The sequence below is a fragment of the Phytohabitans flavus genome, assembly GCF_011764545.1.
Lineage (GTDB): Bacteria > Actinomycetota > Actinomycetes > Mycobacteriales > Micromonosporaceae > Phytohabitans > Phytohabitans flavus.
The window spans coordinates 8,033,597-8,050,379 of record NZ_AP022870.1 but is presented as its reverse complement, the minus strand read 5'-3'; the positions used below and the strand labels follow the sequence as shown (position 1 = coordinate 8,050,379).

12 protein-coding genes and 3 pseudogenes are annotated in these 16,783 nt (G+C 71.5%); 7 read left to right on the top strand and 8 right to left on the bottom strand.

Features of this window, described 5'->3' with window-relative positions:
- The first annotated feature begins 142 nt into the window (after positions 1-142).
- On the top strand, positions 143-355 hold the full coding sequence (locus Pflav_RS35635) for a DUF2530 domain-containing protein (RefSeq protein ID WP_173042822.1): 213 nt from the start codon (positions 143-145) through the stop codon (positions 353-355).
- Here the strand turns inward: Pflav_RS35635 and Pflav_RS35630 are convergent.
- Positions 352-1,170: a DUF3027 domain-containing protein gene (locus tag Pflav_RS35630; protein ID WP_173041091.1), complete on the bottom strand. Its 819-nt coding sequence runs from the start codon at positions 1,168-1,170 to the stop codon at positions 352-354. The two genes, Pflav_RS35635 and Pflav_RS35630, sit on opposite strands and share 4 nt — an antisense overlap.
- Positions 1,171-1,203: 33 nt before the next feature.
- On the opposite strand from Pflav_RS35630, the pseudogene Pflav_RS35625 reads away from it, so the two are divergent.
- Positions 1,204-2,786 (top strand): annotated as a pseudogene (locus Pflav_RS35625) (MFS transporter).
- Entirely contained in the window at positions 2,783-3,415 is a 633-nt protein-coding gene (locus tag Pflav_RS35620) for a futalosine hydrolase (RefSeq protein ID WP_173041090.1), read from the top strand. Before Pflav_RS35625 ends, Pflav_RS35620 begins: the two are co-directional and overlap by 4 nt.
- On the opposite strand, the gene Pflav_RS35615 is transcribed toward Pflav_RS35620, so the two are convergent.
- Entirely contained in the window at positions 3,412-4,218 is an 807-nt protein-coding gene (locus tag Pflav_RS35615) for a GNAT family N-acetyltransferase (protein ID WP_173041089.1), read from the bottom strand. The genes Pflav_RS35620 and Pflav_RS35615 overlap by 4 nt on opposite strands.
- 901 nt (positions 4,219-5,119) lie before the next feature.
- On the opposite strand from Pflav_RS35615, the gene Pflav_RS35610 reads away from it, so the two are divergent.
- A complete protein-coding gene (locus Pflav_RS35610; RefSeq protein WP_173041088.1) occupies positions 5,120-5,899 on the top strand; it encodes a 1,4-dihydroxy-6-naphthoate synthase in 780 nt (259 codons plus the stop codon).
- Here Pflav_RS35610 and Pflav_RS35605 read toward each other — a convergent pair.
- Both Pflav_RS35605 and Pflav_RS35600 read right to left on the bottom strand, forming a co-directional pair.
- A pseudogene (locus Pflav_RS35605) lies at positions 5,880-6,265 on the bottom strand (cold-shock protein). The gene Pflav_RS35610 and the pseudogene Pflav_RS35605 sit on opposite strands and share 20 nt — an antisense overlap.
- Positions 6,266-6,302: 37 nt before the next feature.
- Positions 6,303-6,923, bottom strand: coding sequence for an HAD family hydrolase (locus Pflav_RS35600; RefSeq protein ID WP_269474567.1), 621 nt, complete (start codon positions 6,921-6,923; stop codon positions 6,303-6,305).
- Positions 6,924-7,060: 137 nt separating this feature from the next.
- On the opposite strand from Pflav_RS35600, the gene Pflav_RS35595 reads away from it, so the two are divergent.
- Both Pflav_RS35595 and Pflav_RS35590 read left to right on the top strand, forming a co-directional pair.
- Positions 7,061-9,421, top strand: coding sequence for a helicase-associated domain-containing protein (locus Pflav_RS35595; protein ID WP_173041086.1), 2,361 nt, complete (start codon positions 7,061-7,063; stop codon positions 9,419-9,421).
- A gap of 153 nt (positions 9,422-9,574) precedes the next feature.
- Positions 9,575-10,626: pseudogene (locus Pflav_RS35590) on the top strand (S1 family peptidase).
- A gap of 37 nt (positions 10,627-10,663) precedes the next feature.
- Here the strand turns inward: Pflav_RS35590 and Pflav_RS35585 are convergent.
- Entirely contained in the window at positions 10,664-11,527 is an 864-nt protein-coding gene (locus Pflav_RS35585; protein WP_173041085.1) for a L,D-transpeptidase family protein, read from the bottom strand.
- A 170-nt stretch (positions 11,528-11,697) separates the two neighbouring features.
- Between Pflav_RS35585 and Pflav_RS35580 the strand changes: the two genes are divergently transcribed.
- Positions 11,698-13,338 (top strand): DNA repair helicase XPB, encoded by a 1,641-nt coding sequence (locus Pflav_RS35580; RefSeq protein ID WP_173041084.1) that lies wholly within the window; start codon positions 11,698-11,700, stop codon positions 13,336-13,338.
- On the opposite strand, the gene Pflav_RS35575 is transcribed toward Pflav_RS35580, so the two are convergent.
- From Pflav_RS35575 to ligD (Pflav_RS35565), 3 genes are all read right to left on the bottom strand, one after another.
- The gene (locus Pflav_RS35575; protein ID WP_173041083.1) at positions 13,302-14,753 is read right to left on the bottom strand and encodes an MFS transporter; all 1,452 of its coding nucleotides are present in this window, start codon (positions 14,751-14,753) and stop codon (positions 13,302-13,304) included. The genes Pflav_RS35580 and Pflav_RS35575 overlap by 37 nt on opposite strands.
- A 102-nt stretch (positions 14,754-14,855) precedes the next feature.
- Complete coding sequence (gene ligD / locus Pflav_RS35570) at positions 14,856-15,752, bottom strand: non-homologous end-joining DNA ligase (protein WP_173041082.1); 897 nt, start codon at positions 15,750-15,752, stop codon at positions 14,856-14,858.
- Positions 15,745-16,686, bottom strand: a complete 942-nt coding sequence (gene ligD / locus Pflav_RS35565) for a non-homologous end-joining DNA ligase (RefSeq protein WP_173041081.1) — start codon at positions 16,684-16,686, stop codon at positions 15,745-15,747. Before ligD (Pflav_RS35565) ends, ligD (Pflav_RS35570) begins: the two co-directional genes overlap by 8 nt.
- Positions 16,687-16,783 lie beyond the last annotated feature (97 nt).

The following is a 16,783-nucleotide window of genomic DNA, read 5'->3' as shown; positions in this document are numbered from 1 at the left end:
CTATGATCATGGATATGGTTCCGCGCATCGTCGCAGATCATTAGGTACCGAGAAAGCACCGGCGAGTTACAAACGCCGTACCCTTGCCTTCGTGTCTGATCAACACGAGCCACCACCCCGGGTGGAGCCGCTCGATCCGCCGATGGTGCCCTTCGCCGTCGCGGGGACCGCGGGCTGGGCGGTGGCCGGTTTGGTGCTGCTGGTCTTCTTCCGCGGTTGGCTGGAAGACAACGGGCACACCGACTGGCTCTGGACCTGCCTAGCCGGATTCCTGCTCGGCTTCGTCGGACTGGTGGTCATGGTGCGCCACGACCGCCACCGCGCCCGCCGGCGAGCGCGTGCTCCGGGCTCCTAGCCGTGTCCGTACGGCTCGGCCGGCTCGCCCGCCTCGACTGAGCCGGGCGCGTGGCTCACCGCCACCGCCTCGACCTCGCTGTCGTCGTACACCGTCGTCAGCTCGTCGACCGGTGGCTCGGCCTCGCGCGCGGCCTCGGAGTGGGCGCCGCACCCGTGGTCGGCGCTGACCGCGCGGCCGTCGTCGGGCGCGTACAGGTTGCCGCACACGCCGAACGCCTGCCGCAGCGAACCCGCCAGCGGCAGGTAGAAGCCGCACGAGCCACACCGCGCGTTTCGGGGTGCGGCGGTCGAGATGGGCGCGTCCGGCCCGTGGTCGCCGTCGTACCACCGCTGGGCGGTCTCGCCACGTCCCTCGCGCGACATCACCCGCGGGCGGCCGAGGCCGAGCTCCCAGGTGACCTCCTCGACCCCGGGGTCGTCGGAGAGCAGGTAGCCGGGCACGAGCCGGTCGTCGTCGGGCGGGGTGGGCAGCAGGTCGCCGACGCCCAGGTCACCGGGCTGGAGTCGCTCCTGCCACGGCACCCAGCCGGGCGCGAGCATCGCGTCGGGGCCGGGGAGCAGGACGGTCTCGCAGACGGTGACGTGCTTGCTGCGTGAGACGCGGGTGACGGTGACCGCCCAGCGCCAGCCGCGGTAGCCCGCGAGGTGGCACTCGAAGAAGTGGGTGACCACACGATCGCCCTCGGCCACCACGTCGAGGTGCTCGCCCACGTCAGCGGCGTCGACCTCGGTGATGGCGGAACGGGCCAGGTCTACCGCGTCGGCGCAGACCTGGTCGAGACGAGCGGCGCGAACGGCGGCGGTCCTGGTCACGCCGGCTATTGTGCCATGCGCCAAAATGGGAGGATGCCGCTGTTGCCGTCGCTCGGTCGAGCCCTCGGCTCGATGATCCGGTGGACGCGGCTGCTCGGCCGCTCCTCCGTCCGCAGCGGCCGCTGGGCGGGGCGCAGGGTCGGCGCGATCCGCGCCAAGGGGGCCGGCGGCGAGGTCGGCATGACCCGCCTGCTCGACCTGCACGCCGCGTCGTACGCGGGTGACATCCTCATCGCGATCGGCCTTGCCGGCACCATCTTCTTCGGTGCGCCGGTGGGCGAGGCGCGCAGCGGGGTCGCCATCTACCTGCTGGTGACGATGATCCCGTTCGCGGTGCTCGCTCCGGTGGCCGGCCCGCTGCTCGACCACTTCCGCCACGGCCGGCGGTACGCGCTGGCCGCCACCATGCTCGGCCGCGCGTTCCTCGCCTGGATGATGTCCGACTACATCCACGGCTTCGGGCTCTACCCGGCCGCGTTCGGCGTGCTGGCGCTCTCCCGGGCGTACGGGGTGGCCCGCTCGGCCGCCGTGCCACGACTGCTGCCCGAGGGCATGGGGCTGTCCCAGGCGGCCGCCCGGGCCGGCGTGTTCGGCATGATCGCTGGCGCCGCGGTGACGCCGATCGGCCTGCTCGCCTTCCGGTTCGGCCCGCAGTGGCCACTCCGGGTCGCGTCGATCATCTTCCTGGTCGGCATGGTCGTCGCGCTGCGGCTGCCGCCCAAGGCCGACTCCGACCCGCCCGAGTCGCTTCCCCGACCGTTCGCCGCGATGGGCCTGCGCCGTGGCGACCGCGCGCTCACCGGCCGCCTGGTCATCGCCACTCTGATCAGCAGCGCCGCGCTCCGTGGCCTGTACGGCTTCCTGCTGCTCTTCCTCGCGTTCGCGATCAAGGCCGGCAACCTGCCCACCGCGTTCCTCGGCCGCACCCTCGGCGACGAGCTGGCGCTCGGCCTCGCGGGCGGTGGTCTGGCCATTGGCGGCTTCCTCGCCACGGCCCTCGGCACCCGTATGCGCATCCGCCGCCCGGCCACCCTCCAGTCCGTCGGCCTCGTCATCGTGGCCGGCGTGGCGGTGCTCACCACACTGAAGTTCTCGCTCGCGATGGTGGCGCTGCTGTGCCTGGCGACGTCGTTCATGAGCGGCATCTCCAAGCTCGCCGTGGACGCGTCCATCCAGGAGCGGATCGGCGACCGGCTGCGGGCCAGCGCGTTCGCCCACTCCGAGACCGTGCTCATGGTCGCCTGGGTGCTGGGCGGCGCGCTGGGACTCATCCCGTTCCAGGGCCGCCTGGGCATCGCGGTCGCCGCGGTGGTCGCGGTGGTCGCCGCCGTCCGGGCCGTGGTCGTCGCGGGCTCACTGCGCAAGGACAAGCTGAACGGCCGGGCCGACCCCGACGCCGACCCCCGCCCTCGTCCGCATCGGAGCCACCAAAGCCAGCACCGCCGAAGCCACCGCCACCTCCACCGCCGCCGAAGAGGTCGCAGTCCCGCTGGCGCCGCAAGGAGCCCGAGGCCGCTCCGCCGCCCGAGCCAGAGCCGCTCGTGGAAAAGGAAAAGGACACGGCCGCGCCGCCCGGCTTCCACGTGTACCGCCCGACATCCGGCCCACCCACATGACCCTGCTCGTAGTGACGGCCGTCGAGCCGGAGGCCGAGGCGGTCCGCGCCGGCCTGCCAGCGGGACGGGTGCGGGTGGCCGCCGTCGGTGTGGGCGCCGCCGCGGCCGCCGCCGGCACGGCACGGCTGCTCGCACTGGCCGAGGCCGCCGGAAGCCCGTACCAGGCGGTGATCCTCGCCGGCATCGCTGGCGGCTTCGCCGACCGCGCCCCGCTGGGCGCCACCGTCGTGGCCACCCGCAGCATCGCCGCCGACCTGGGCGCCGACTCACCGGACGGCTTCATCTCCTTGGACGAGCTGGGCTTCGGGACCGCGGTCGCACCGGCCGCCCCGACCCTGCTGGCGAGCCTGCGCGAGTCCCTCCCCGACGCGATCACCGGCGACATACTCACCGTCAACACCGCGACCGGCACGGCCGAGACCGCCGAGACGCTCGCCCGCCGCTTCCCCGCCGCGGTGGCAGAGGGCATGGAGGGGTACGGCGCAGCCCGTGCCGCCGCCGACGCCACCCTCCCCTTCGCCGAACTCCGCACCATCTCGAACACCATCGGCCCCCGCGACCGCGCCGCCTGGCGCATCCCAGACGCCCTGGCCGCCCTGACCAAAGCCGCCCGCTCCCTGGGTCTCTAACGATTCGCGGCCGGCGGTCGCAGCGTCAGCGCGACCACCCGCGACGAGTCGTCACGGAAGCCGCATCGGCGCAGAAAGGCTGCCGCCACTCCCGTCATCACGACCGCCCGTGCCACGGCCACACCGGACCGATCCACCTCCGCCGCGAACTCGCCGACCAACCGCCGCCCGATCCCAAGCCCACGCAGGCCAACCGCCACCACCACGCCGTCCAGGAACACCTCACGCCCAGGCGGGTCCTCGGGATGCGCGGCCCGCACCACGGCCCGCAACTCCCCAACCAGCTCACCGTCGGGTGCCTCCGCGACCCAACGCCATGCCTCACCGACGCTCGTGCCGCCACCACCCGCGCGCCGCAGGCGAAGGCCGCGCCGCACCCACTCCCGGCGCCGGCGGTACGCCCGCCGCGTCCGGCTCAGGTCATACGTGTACGGCGGCGGCTCCAGCGGCCAGGCTCCAGGCGGCAACCGGTGCCAGTGCGCCCACCAGGCACCCGCCCAATCCGTAAGTTCCTCGACAGGCCGCACATCCAGGTGCGGCGGGTAGTTACGGTCCGCCCGGTCGCGCCACCCTTCGCTCGGCGCAGGCTCGACATCGCCGCTCACCGCGATGCGTTCGCCTGCCGCCCGCACCAGGCGCTCCACCGTCCGGAGCCGCGGATCCGTGACCTCTCCCGACTCGATGCGCGTGACGGTGCTCTTCGGCACGCCAGCGAGCTCAGCAAGCTGGCGCTGGCTCAGGTCGGCCCGCCGGCGCAGCGCGCGGAGAGTCACGCCCAGCTCGATCCCACCTGTGTCACTCATGCCCGGCAGGGTGCCAATCCGTTAGAGCCATCTCAAGGCCGCCCGATTTCCTGTGGATAACCCAGGCGTCGCCCGGTCCGGGATATCGGTTGGGGCACCTCTCGAGCTGGGCGCGCGAATGCGCCCAGCGGTGGCCTCAAGAGATCTTTCAGGGTCGAGGTCACATTCAGTTTCGGCTGTGTCGGCCGTGGGCCGCCAAACGGCGGCCAGCGAGGGTCAACGCGACCTCGTTTCGGTCGAATCAGACGATTCTGCGACAGGCTCCTTGAGATCAGTATTTGCCCCGGTCCGCGACAGTTGCAGACCGTATGCTCCCGCGGGCACCGCGCAGGTCGGCGGCTCGCTGACGCTCGCCGAAATCCCCGACCTCCGCTGCCGGGCCCGCAGTCCAAGCCCAACTCCGGGTCCCGCGACCGATCCAACGGGGGCGCGTCGACCCGGGATCGCTGTCGGACGCGGGGAAGAGGTGGGCGCGCAGGCGCATTTGCTCTGCTTCCCTAGGGTGGCCGCGCTGGTGATGACTGGCGACTTTGCCGCCGGAGTGGGCACTCTGGTCGGCTGGAGCGCGGACCCGGCAGCGAGGTCGCGGTCGGCCAACCGCGACCCGGGGTGAGGTTGCCAACCGCGAAGGGTGAGGCCGCGGGAGCGACGGTCTGGACCACGGCGGACATCGCGGTAGCTCAATGTCATTGGTTTTGGATCTTTATCCGCGACATGACGCCTAGGCCACCCTGACTCCAATGCTCTCTTGAGCGCCCCCGCAGGCGGACGCGCTGGTGCGCCCAGCTCGAGAGCCCTTCGCAAGCACACCCCGCCTCGGCCGCGACGCGCCCTTCTCATGACGGCCCAAGGTGATCACCGCAACGGCGGACGGCGAAGTGGCGGGGATAGCGTTAGGGGCGTGGCGCTCTCACTTGCCTTCTCGCCGTGCCCCAACGACACCTTCGTGTTTCATGCGCTCGTGCACGGGTTGGTGCCCGGAGCCCCCGCGTTCGACGTGACGTACGCCGATGTGGACGTGACCAACACGGCGGCCGAGAACGGGGCGTTTGACCTGGTCAAGGTGAGTTATGCGGCGCTGCCCTGGCTCTTGGACGACTACCACCTGCTGCCGTGCGGCGGGGCGCTCGGGCGCGGGTGCGGGCCGCTCGTGCTCACCAAGGACGCGCGTGACGACCTGACCGGCGCGACGATCGCGGTGCCGGGCGAGCGCACCACGGCGTACATGTTGATGCGCCAGTGGGCGGCCGCGCGGCCGCCGGCCAAGGTGGAGGTCGTGCCGTTCGACCAGATCATGCCGGGCGTGGCCGCGGGTCGCTTCGACGCCGGGCTGGTCATCCACGAGGCGCGCTTCACGTACCAGCGCTACGGCCTCACCGCCCTCGCCGACCTCGGCGAGTGGTGGGAAGGGGAAACGGGGCTGCCGATCCCGCTCGGCGCGATCCTCGCCCGCCGCGGCTCGGTGGACCCGGATGCGGCGGCCGAGTGGGTACGGGCGTCGGTGCGGTACGCGTGGGCACACCCCGAAGCGAGCCGCGACTATGTGCTGGCGCACGCCCAGGAAATGGAGCCGGACGTGGTGGACCAGCACATAGCGCTTTACGTCAACGAGTTCACCGAGGATCTCGGCAATGAGGGATACAAGGCGGTCGAGGCCCTGCTCAGGTCTCCAGCTCTCTAGCCACCGCGTGCACGACCTGCGCGACCGTCTGGACCGCCTTCTTGTCTGGGAAGCGGCCGCGGCGGAGGTCGGGCATGACCTTCGCCTCAAGTACCTTGATCATATCCTCGATGAGGCCGTGCAGCTCCTCGGCGGGCGCCGGCGCAGCTCGGCCACTGACGGAGGCGCCTCGAGCAGGGTCACGCCCATCGCCTGCGCGCCCTTGCGGCTGTCGACCACGCCGAACTCAATCCGCTGCCCGCTCTTGAGGTCGGTGACGCCCTCCGGTAGCGCGTTCTTGGGCAGGAAGACGTCGCCACCCTCGTCGCTGGTGACGAACCCGTAGCCCTTCTGCGCGTCGTACCACTTCACTCGACCCGTAGGCACCGCTGACCTCAACTCCGTTTGCGGGATTGCTGATTTGTCACAAGGCTAACCGGAGCAACCCCGTCAGCGCGCCTCGGAATCCATTCAGGTCACCCAGCACCTCGGTGGCGCCGGCCGCCCACAGCTCGTCTGGCGAACAGGGGCCGGTGGTGACGCCAAGGCCAGGAATGTCAGCCGTGCGCGCGGCGACCATGTCGGCCACGTGATCACCTACGTAGAGCCGCACGTCATGCTCGGTTAACGCGGTGGCCTTGCCCTCAGCGAACAAATCGCCGGCCAGCTCGTCGACCGCCAGACCGAGATGGTCGAGGTGCAGGCGGGCCAGCCGGCCGAGCTTGGACGTGACAACAACCACTCTCCCGCCGAGTCCGTGTACGGTCTCGACCGCCTCCGCGGCGCCCGGCAACAGGACCGACGGAGTGATCGCGTACGTGGGGTAGAGCGCCCGGTACGCGTCCACGGCCTCCTCGACCTGCTCGGGCGGAAACCAGAGCCGCAGCTCGTGGCGGAGCGGCGGGCCGAGGCGGGTGACGGCGGCATCGGCGTCCACGTACACACCGGTGCGCGCGGACAGCTCCCGGTACGTGGCGGCGATGCCGGGCCGGGAGTCGATGAGGGTCATGTCCAGGTCGAACCCAACTACCAGCGGTTCAGCCACGCCGGTGCTCCTCCTCCAGACCGTTTCCGCGATCATCGTCGCACGTGCGCGAGCTTGCGAGCGAACCGATTGGGCTCAGGGACTGACCCACAACGCTGGCCGCACCAGCAGGCGGCCTCAGCTAGCTTTGGATGACGATGGCCACCACACTCGCCGAACACCTGCGGTCGCTACCCGACCGCTCCTTGGCCGTGCTGCTCCAGCACCGGCCAGACTTGGTCATGCCCGTGCCAGCCGACCTGTCGGCGCTGGCGGTGCGGGCCCAGTCGCGGGTATCGGTGGCGCGCGCGCTCGACGGTCTCGACCAGTTCACGCTCCAGGTGCTCGACGCGGTGCGCCTGGCCCGCGACCCCCGCGACGGCACCACCTCGGTCGGCGCCGTGCTCGCGATGGCGAAGGGCGAGACCGCAGCCGCGCGGGAGGCGCTCGGGCGGCTGCGGGAGCTGCTGCTGGTTCCCGGTCCGGATGACGCTCTGCACGTGGTCGGGGGCGTCGACGAGGTCTCTTCGCCGTACCCCGCCGGCCTGGGTCGACCCGCCGCGGAGCTGGACCCGGTCGCGGCGGCCCTCTGCGCGGACCCGGCCCGGCTCCGGCGGACGCTGCTGGCCGCGCCGCCGCAGGCCCGCGCGGTGCTCGACCGCCTCGCCGCCGGGCCGCCGGTGGGCACGCTGACAAACGGCGCAGCGGCCGCCGACTCACCGGTCCGGTGGCTGCTCGACAACGGGCTGCTCTTGCGGATCTCGGGCGAGGCCATGGAGCTGCCCCGCGAGATCGGCCTGCTGCTGCGCCGTGACTTCGGCCCGCTCGGGCCGTTGCAGGTGCGGCCGCCGGAGGTCACCAGCGCGGCCCGCGAGCTCAAGAGCGTCGACTCCGCCGGGGCCGGGCAGGCGATGGAGGCGGTACGGCAGGCCGAGGCGCTGCTGGCCGCGATCGACGCCGAGCCGGTGACCATGCTCCGCTCGGGCGGGTTGGGCGTCCGCGACCTGCGCCGCCTGGCCAAGGCGACCGCACTGGACGAGCCGGTGGCCGCGCTGCTGCTGGAGGTGGCGCACGCGGCCGGACTGGTCAACGAGGCTGAAGCGCCCGGCGCCCGGGTCGGCGCCGACCTTGTCTTCCTGCCCACAGCCGCGTACGACACCTGGCGCGCCCTCCCGCTCGCGCGACGCTGGGAGCGGCTGGCCACGGCGTGGCTGGTCATGACCCGGCAGGCCGGCCTGATCGGGCAGCGCGACGAGCGGGACCGGCCGATCAACGTGCTGTCCACCGAGGCGGAACGGGCCGGTGCGCCGGCCGCCCGCCGGGCCGTGCTGGAGGTGCTCGCCGACCTGGAGCCGGGCACCGCCCCGACCGCCGACGAGGTGCTCGCGCTGCTCGCCTGGCGGACGCCGCGCCGGGCTAAGGGGCGCGAGGCGATCCACCGCGAGGTGCTCACCGACGCGGCCGCGCTCGGCGTGACCGGGCTCGGCGCGCTCACCTCGTACGGCCGGGTGCTCGCCAGCCAGGAAGAGGCCCCCGACGACGATCCGCTGGGCGTACGGGCGGAGGAGGAGGCCGACCTCGCCGGCGCGCTCGACGGTCTCCTGCCAGCACCGGTCGACCACGTGCTGGTGCAGGCCGACCTGACCGTGGTCGTACCCGGGCCGCCCGAGCCGGCGCTCGCGGCCGAGCTGGAGCTGATCGCCGAGCAGGAGTCTGCGGGCGGCGCCAGCGTGCACCGGGTCACCGAGGCGAGCGTGCGGCGGGCCCTGGACGCCGGCTACACGGCCGACGACCTGCATGCGCTCCTGCGCCGCCGATCCCGCACGCCGGTGCCACAGGGGCTGACGTACCTTGTCGACGACGTGGCCCGCAAGCACGGCGGGCTGCGCGCGGGCGGCGCCGGGGCGTACGTGCGCAGCGACGACGAAGCGCTCCTCGTGCAACTGCTCGCCGACAAGCGGCTCGGTGCGCTGACGTTGCGCCGGCTGGCCCCGACGGTGCTCGTCACGCCGTACCAGATCGGGCGGCTGCTCACCGCGCTGCGCGAGGCCGGGTACCCGCCGGTGCACGAGGACGCCACCGGCGCTGCCGTGCTAAGCCGCACCAGGTCCCGCCGAGCCCCGGTGCGCACGACGGCTGGGCTGCGCACCGACCCGCTCGGGCCGCCGCCGCTCACCCCGCCGCGCCTGGCCGGCATCGTCGAGCAGATCCGGCGGGGCGACGCCGCCGCCCGGGTCGCCCGCCGCGCGCCGGTCACCGTCCGCGCCGCGCACGGGCAGGGCATCGAAGGGCTGACCGCGGTACAGGCACACAGCCAGGCACTCGCCGTGCTGCAACAGGCGGTACGGGACAAGGCGCTGGTCTGGGTCGGGTACGTCGACGCACACGGCGCCACCGCGTCCCGGCTGGTCCGACCGGTTTCGATCGGCGGCGGCTACCTGCGCGCGGAGGACGAGCGCACCGAGATGCTGCACACCTTCGCGCTGCACCGGATCACGGCCGCGGTCCTGGACGACTGACGTACACCAGTCGCCTTACGGCCATATCGCCGGATACATCCCCACACATTAGTTCTTGTGAATTCTTAGATGTGATGGAAGTGTTCTTCACATCTCGGCATCAAAACGGTCGAGATCCCCCATCACGTCCCCGACGTGTGCCCAAAACACCCCCTGGAGGCTCACGTGAAACTCAGCCGCCCAGCCGCCATCCTCGCGGCTCCGGTCCTCCTGCTCGGCGCGGTGCTCTGGCCGTCCGCCGCGCAGGCCGCCCCGCCCTCCTGTACGCCGCCGACGCGAGCGCGGCCACCAGCCTCAGCGACACCCTCGGCGCCCAGTCGGCCGGTGCGTACGTCGACGCCAGCGGCCGCATGGTCGTCACGGTGACCGACGCCAACGCCGCGAAGGCGGTCCGGCAGGCCGGTGCCGTCGCCAAGACGGTCAAGTACAGCACCGCCCAGCTCGACGCCGTGCAGACCACGATGTCGAAGTCCGTCGACACCCCCGGCATCGCCCGCCACACCGACGTGACCACCAACCAGGTCGTCGTCACCGTGGACAGCACGGTCACCGGTGCCCGCCTCGACTCGGTCAAGGCCACCGTGGCCGCCGCCGGCGACGCGGCCCGCCTGGAGACCACGGCCGGCAAGTTCCAGCTCTTCATCGCCGGCGGCCAGGCCATCTACACCGGCGGCTCGCGCTGCTCGCTCGGCTTCAACGTGCGTTCGGGCAGCACGCTCTACTTCGTGACCGCCGGCCACTGCACCAACGCCGGCGCGAGCTGGAACAACGGCTCGGTCACGCTCGGCACCCGCGCCGGCTCGAGCTTCCCGGGCAACGACTACGGGATCGTCCGGTACACGAACACGACCATCGCCCGGCCGAGCGCGGTGTACCTGTACTCGGGCAGCAGCACGCAGTCGATCACCTCGGTCGGCAACGCGGTCACCGGCCAGTCGGTCCGCCGCAGCGGCAGCACCACCGGCGTCCGCAGCGGCTCGGTGACGGCCACCAACGCCACCGTCACCTACCCGCAGGGCACCGTCAGCGGCCTGATCCGCACCAACGTGTGCGCCCAGCCCGGTGACAGCGGCGGCTCGCTCTTCGCCGGCAGCTCCGGCCTCGGCCTGACCTCCGGCGGCAGCGGCAACTGCACCAGCGGCGGCACGACCTTCTTCCAGCCGCTCAACGAGGTGATGTCGGTCTACGGCCTGAGCCTCGGCTGACCCACCCGCAAAACCAACCGGCCGCCGGTCGGGTGCCTCAGGTGCCTGGCCGGCGGCCGAACACGTACACCCTGTTGCCGACCTTGCCCAGGTCGTAGAAGGCGCGGGCGTCGGAGGGCAGCAGGTTGACGCAGCCGTGCGAGCCGATCGACTTCGTATGGATGTATGTCGTGGTCTCATGGAAGCCGATGCCCCCGTTGAAGCGCTGCCAGTAGGGCAGCCACACCTCGTACGGGTTGGACCACTCCTTGAGCGCCTTGTTCTGCACGGAGTACGCACCGGTGGGGGTCGCGTAGCCGGGCATCCCGGTGCGCGTGATCGTCGGCTTGAGCACCACTTTGCCGCCCCGCATCGCCCAGGTGGTCTGGTGCGTGAGGTCGACGCAGAACGTGGTACCCGATCCGGTCTTGCATTTGCTCGTGTCGGTCGCGGCCAGGCGCAGCGCGACGTCGGCCGTGGTGGGGCCGGCGCGACCGGCGGCCGGGCTGATGCCGTACCGCTGCTGGAACTTCTTGATCGCCGCGCAGTCGGCGTCGGACTGCTTGCCGTCCACCGTGACCTCGCCGAAGGAGCCCAGCTTGGCCAGCGCGGTCTCCACCTCGCGCTGGCTCTCACCCTGCGGGCAGCCCGGCTTGGTGGTCTTCTTCGGCTTCGGGGGCTTTGTCGTGGTCGCTGGCGTCGGACTCGACTCGGCCTTGGGCGGCGAGGAGGACGGGGTCGGCGCGGCCGTGGACGGCGCTGCCGGGTCGGGCGAGGCGCTCGCCCCCGTAGCGCCCTGCCCCGCACTCACCGGCTGGACGTCTGCCCCAGCCTGGTCAGGTTGCGACTCGAGCGCGCACGCACCGACGCCGAACAGCGCGACGACTGCAACGGCGACCAAGCGCGAGCACTTGCCTACCATGGCGCCCTCCCCAGAGCAGTTGTCGTCACGTAGACGCACGACAGTGCCAGTCCGGTTGCGTCTGATGAAGACTTTCTTCGCGACAGTTTGGTGTACGCGGGCAAACCCGACCCGCGCGGGACAGACGCGCGGGCGTGCAACACTGGAGGGTCTCGTGGAGGAGGGCGATCTTGAGCGGCGGACCATTGATCGTGCAGTCGGACAAAACCCTGCTGCTGGAGGTCGACCACCCGGACGCGCTGGCCTGCCGGATGGCCATCGCGCCATTCGCTGAGCTGGAGCGCTCGCCGGAGCACGTGCACACGTACCGGCTGACCCCGCTCGGGCTGTGGAACGCGCGGGCCGCGGGGCACGACGCCGAGGGCGTGGTGGACGCGCTGCTGCGCTTCTCTCGGTACCCGGTACCGCACGCGCTGCTGGTCGACGTGGCCGAGACCATGGACCGGTACGGGCGGCTCCAGCTGGTCAAGCATCCGACACACGGGCTGTTGCTGCGCGGGCTCGATCGGGTGGTGCTGGTCGAGGTCGCCAAGTCGAAGAAGCTCGCCGGCATGCTCGGCAACAAGATCGATGACGACACGATCGCGGTGCACCCATCCGAGCGCGGGCGGCTCAAGCAGGCGCTGCTCAAGCTCGGCTGGCCCGCCGAAGACCTGGCCGGCTACGTCGACGGCGAGGCGCACGAGATCGCGCTGGCGCAGGACGGCTGGCAGCTCCGGTCGTACCAGCAGGAGGCGGTCGACCACTTCTGGGCCGGCGGCTCGGGCGTGGTCGTACTCCCCTGTGGCGCCGGCAAGACGCTCGTCGGTGCCGCCGCGATGGCCCAGGCGTCGGCGACCACGTTGATCCTGGTCACCAACACGGTCGCCGGTCGGCAGTGGAAGCGCGAGCTGCTCGCCCGTACGTCGCTGACCGACGAGGAGATCGGCGAGTACTCGGGCGAGCGCAAGGAGATCCGCCCGGTGACCATCGCCACGTACCAGGTGCTCACCACCCGGCGCGGGGGCGCGTTCACCCACCTCGACCTCTTCAACGCGCGCGACTGGGGCCTTGTCATCTACGACGAGGTACACCTGCTGCCCGCGCCGATCTTCCGGTTCACCGCGGACCTCCAGGCCCGCCGCCGGCTCGGCCTCACCGCGACGCTGGTACGCGAGGACGGCCGCGAGGGCGACGTCTTCTCGCTGATCGGCCCGAAGCGGTACGACGCGCCGTGGAAGGACATCGAGGCGCAGGGCTGGATCGCGCCGGCCGACTGCACCGAGGTGCGGGTGACGCTCTCCGACGAGGAGCGGATGGCGTATGCCACGTCCGAGTCGGAGGAGCGCTACCGCTTCGCGGCCACCGCCCGTTCCAAGCTCCCGGTGGTGAAGGCGCTCGTCGAGCGGCACTCCGACGACCAGGTGCTGGTGATCGGGGCGTACATCGACCAGCTGCACCAGCTCGGCGAGGCACTCGACGCGCCGATCGTGCAGGGCGCCACGACCACGAAGGAGCGGGAGCGGCTATTCGACGCCTTCCGTTCGGGTGAGGTCCGGACGCTCGTGATCTCCCGGGTCGGCAACTTCTCGATCGACCTGCCCGAGGCGGCGGTGGCGATCCAGGTGTCCGGCACGTTCGGCTCCCGGCAGGAGGAGGCGCAGCGCCTGGGTCGGGTGCTGCGCCCCAAGTCCGACCGGCGGCAGGCGCACTTCTACACGGTGGTCTCGCGGGACACGATCGACACCGAGTACGCGGCGCACCGCCAGCGGTTCCTGGCCGAGCAGGGGTACGCCTACACGATCGTCGACGCGGACGACGTGCTCGCCTGAGCCTCCGGCGCGAGCACCATGGTGTCCGGCGCGGTACGGCGGCTCTCCGGGATCGCGAGGGCGAGCAGCGCCGCGCCGGCGAGCACCACCGCACCGACCCCTTCGGCGACGCGCATGCCGTCGACGAAGTCCTGCCCGCTGGCGTAGCCGCCGACGGCCGAGAAGACCGCGCCCAGCACCGCGATGCCCAGCACCGTACCGAGCTGGCGCGTCGCGTTGGACGCGCCCGAAGCGACACCCTCCATGCCGCGCGGCGCGAAGTCGATCGCGGCCCGGGCCATCGGTGCGAAGAACAGACCCATGCCGATACCGGCCAGCACGAACGGCGGCACCAGCTCGGCGTACGGCACGTCCGGCCGGCTCACCGCGGCGAGCGATGCGACGCCCGCGGCCTGGAAGGCGAGCGCGAGGGCCAGCACCCGCCGCACGCCGATGCGGTCAGCGAGCGCACCGGAGAAGGGCGCGACAAGGGCCGGCGCCGCGGTCCACGGCAGCGTGCGCACGCCGGCTTCGAGCGGCGAGTACCCCTGGACGGTCTGTAGGAACTGCGCGCCGAGGAAGACCGCGCCGAACATGCCGAACGCCATCACGAAGCCCACCGCGTTCGACACGCTGAAGCCGCGGCTGCGGAAGAGCGGGAGGGGCAGCATCGGGTACCGCGCGCGGGCCTGCCAGGCGACGAACGCGATCACGAGCACGCCGCCGCCGATGAGCCCGAGGAGCACCGGGCCGCTGGTCCAGCCCTGGCTGCCGCCGCGGACCAGCCCGAAGACGACGCCGAAGAGGCCGGCGGTGGCGAGGACCACGCCGACCGGGTCGAGCCGGCCGGCACCGCCGCGACTCTCCCGTACGGCGGCGACGAGCGGGAGCAGGATCAGCCCGATCGGCACGTTGATCCAGAAGATCCACTGCCAGGAGGCGGAGTCCACGACCGCGCCGCCGATCACCGGGCCGAGCGCGACGCCGAGCCCGCTCATCGCACCCCAGATGCCGAACGCCGCACCCCGCCGCTTCGGCGGCACAGCGTCGGCGAGCAGCGTGAGGCTGAGCGGCGTGATGATCGCGCCACCCAGGCCCTGCACCGCGCGGGCTGCGATCAGCGTGTCAATGTCCGGCGAGAGCGCGGCCAACGCAGAGGCCGCCGTGAAGATGACAAGGCCGGCCGCGAAGATCTTCCGCCGGCCGAAGCGGTCGCCGAGGGCCGCTCCAGTGAGCAGGAGTACGGCGAACGTGAGCGTGTACGCGTTGACCGTCCACTCCAGACCCTCGAGGCCGGTGCCGAGGTCGACCCGGATGACTGGCAGGGCGTTCGTGACGATCAGGTTGTCCATCGCGACCATGAACGTCGCCACGCCAGTGACGACGAACGTCCATAGCAGCTTACGTAGTGATTGGTCACTAACTTGACGTGCCATGGTGCGATCCCTCGCTCGCTGTCTTGTCACTCAGTCAGAAAAGTTGATAAGGCCGGTGAGCGCGAGTTGTAGGACCGGCCCATCTCCTTGAGCTATCACTCACTAACTTGGCAGGGAGGGACCGGGTGTCAGGAGGTCTTCGAGCAGGTCGCCGTACTCCTCGACCCGCTCCAGCACCTCCTCCGGTGCGAACGCCCGCGCCCCTCCTTGCTCCACCTCCTCCCAGGTCAGCGGTGTGGAGACGGTCGGCGTGGGCTGGGCGCGCAGCGAGTACGGCGCGACGGTGGTCTTGGCGGCGCTGTTCTGGCTCCAGTCGATGAAGACCTTGCCCGGCCGCAGTCGCTTCATCATCTTCGACGTGACCGACTTCGGGGTGCTCCGCTCCAGCTCCTCCGCGATCCGCTTGGCGTACGCGGAGACCTCCTCGGCCGACTGCGTACCCGCGATCGGGCAGCTGAGCTGCATACCCTTCTTGCCGGACGTCTTCGGGTACGCGGTCAGCCCGTCCTCGGCGAGCCGGTCGCGCATCAGCACCGCGACCGTGCAGCACTCACGCAGCCCGGCCGGCGCACCCGGGTCGAGGTCGACCACCATCAGGTCCGGCTGCTCGCCGATCCGCCACTGCGGGGTGTGCAGCTCCAGCGCGGCGAGGTTGGCCAGCCACACGAGCGTCGGCAGGTCGTCCGCGACGACGTAGTCGATCGTCTCCCGATCCTTGGACGACCCGGGGACCGGCATCGTCTCCACCCGCACCCAGTCGGGTGTACCGCCCGGCTTGTTCTTCTCGAAGAACGACTGCCCGTTCACGCCGTTCGGGAAGCGGATCCGGGTCAGCGCCCGGCCGCGCAGGTGCGGAAGCAGTGCCGGCGCGATCCGCGTGTAGTAGTTGATGATCTCGCCCTTGGTGAACCCGGCCGCCGGATAGAGCACTTTGTCCAGGTTGGACAGCTCCAGCGACTGGCCGTCAACCTCAACCCGAATCCGCTGCTCCTTAGGCATCTCCCACATCCTCCGGTCGCATGTCGGGCCGCAGCCGGAGGAAGCGCGGGAAGCGGAGTCTCCCGTCCGGCGTGCGCTGGCCGTACTTCACCTCCACCACGATCTCCGGTCTGACCCAGATCGCGCCACGGGCGTCTTCGCGCGGGATGTCGTCGGCGAACGGCGGCTGCGGGTCCCGCCGCGGCTCCAGCTGCTTCAGCAGTGCCCGCTCGGCGGCCGCGCCGATCCCGCCGCCGACCCGCCCGCGAAACGCCAGCCGCCCGTCCGGCCCCGGCACGCCCACCAGCAGCCCGCCGATCTTCCGCGCGCCGGGCCGCCACCCGCCGATCACGAACTCGGCCGTGAACTCCGCCTTGACCTTCACCCAGTCGCCGCTGCGGGCACCTGGCCGGTAGATCGAGTCGAGCCGCTTGGCGACCAGGCCCTCAAGCTGGTTCTCCTGCGCGGCGGCGTACGTGGCGGGGCCGTCGGAGAAGGTCGGCGGGACCGTCCAGCGCGGACCGGCGAGCGCCAGCGACTCAAGTGCCGCCCGCCGCTCGTGGTACGGCCAGCCGGTCAGGTCGGCGCCGCGCAGCCGGAGCAGGTCGAAGATCATGTACGTCACCGGGATGCTCGCCGCCAGCCGGGCCGCCCGTGCCTTCTCGCGTACGTGCATCCGCTCGGCCAGCATCGTGAAGCTCGGGCGCCCGGCCTCGTCGAGCAGCACGACCTCGCCGTCCAGCACCGCGTCCTCGACCGTGCCGCCGAGGCGGGCGAGCTCGGGGTACGCGATGGTGATCTCGGTTCCGGACCGCGCCCACATGCGTGATGCACCTTGGGCGATTTGAGTAATTGCGCGTACTCCATCCCATTTGAACTCATACGCCCACTCGGAACCGGCCGGAAGCCGCTCCCCTGTGGTCGCGAGCATAGGTTTGAGCGGCGTACCAGCCACGATCTCACCTTAGATCCACTCCGAAGCCCTCGCGTCCTGTTCATTGCGGTGCCATCCTTGTTTGGACCGGGCTGTGCCACAGGATGCGCGGCGGGGG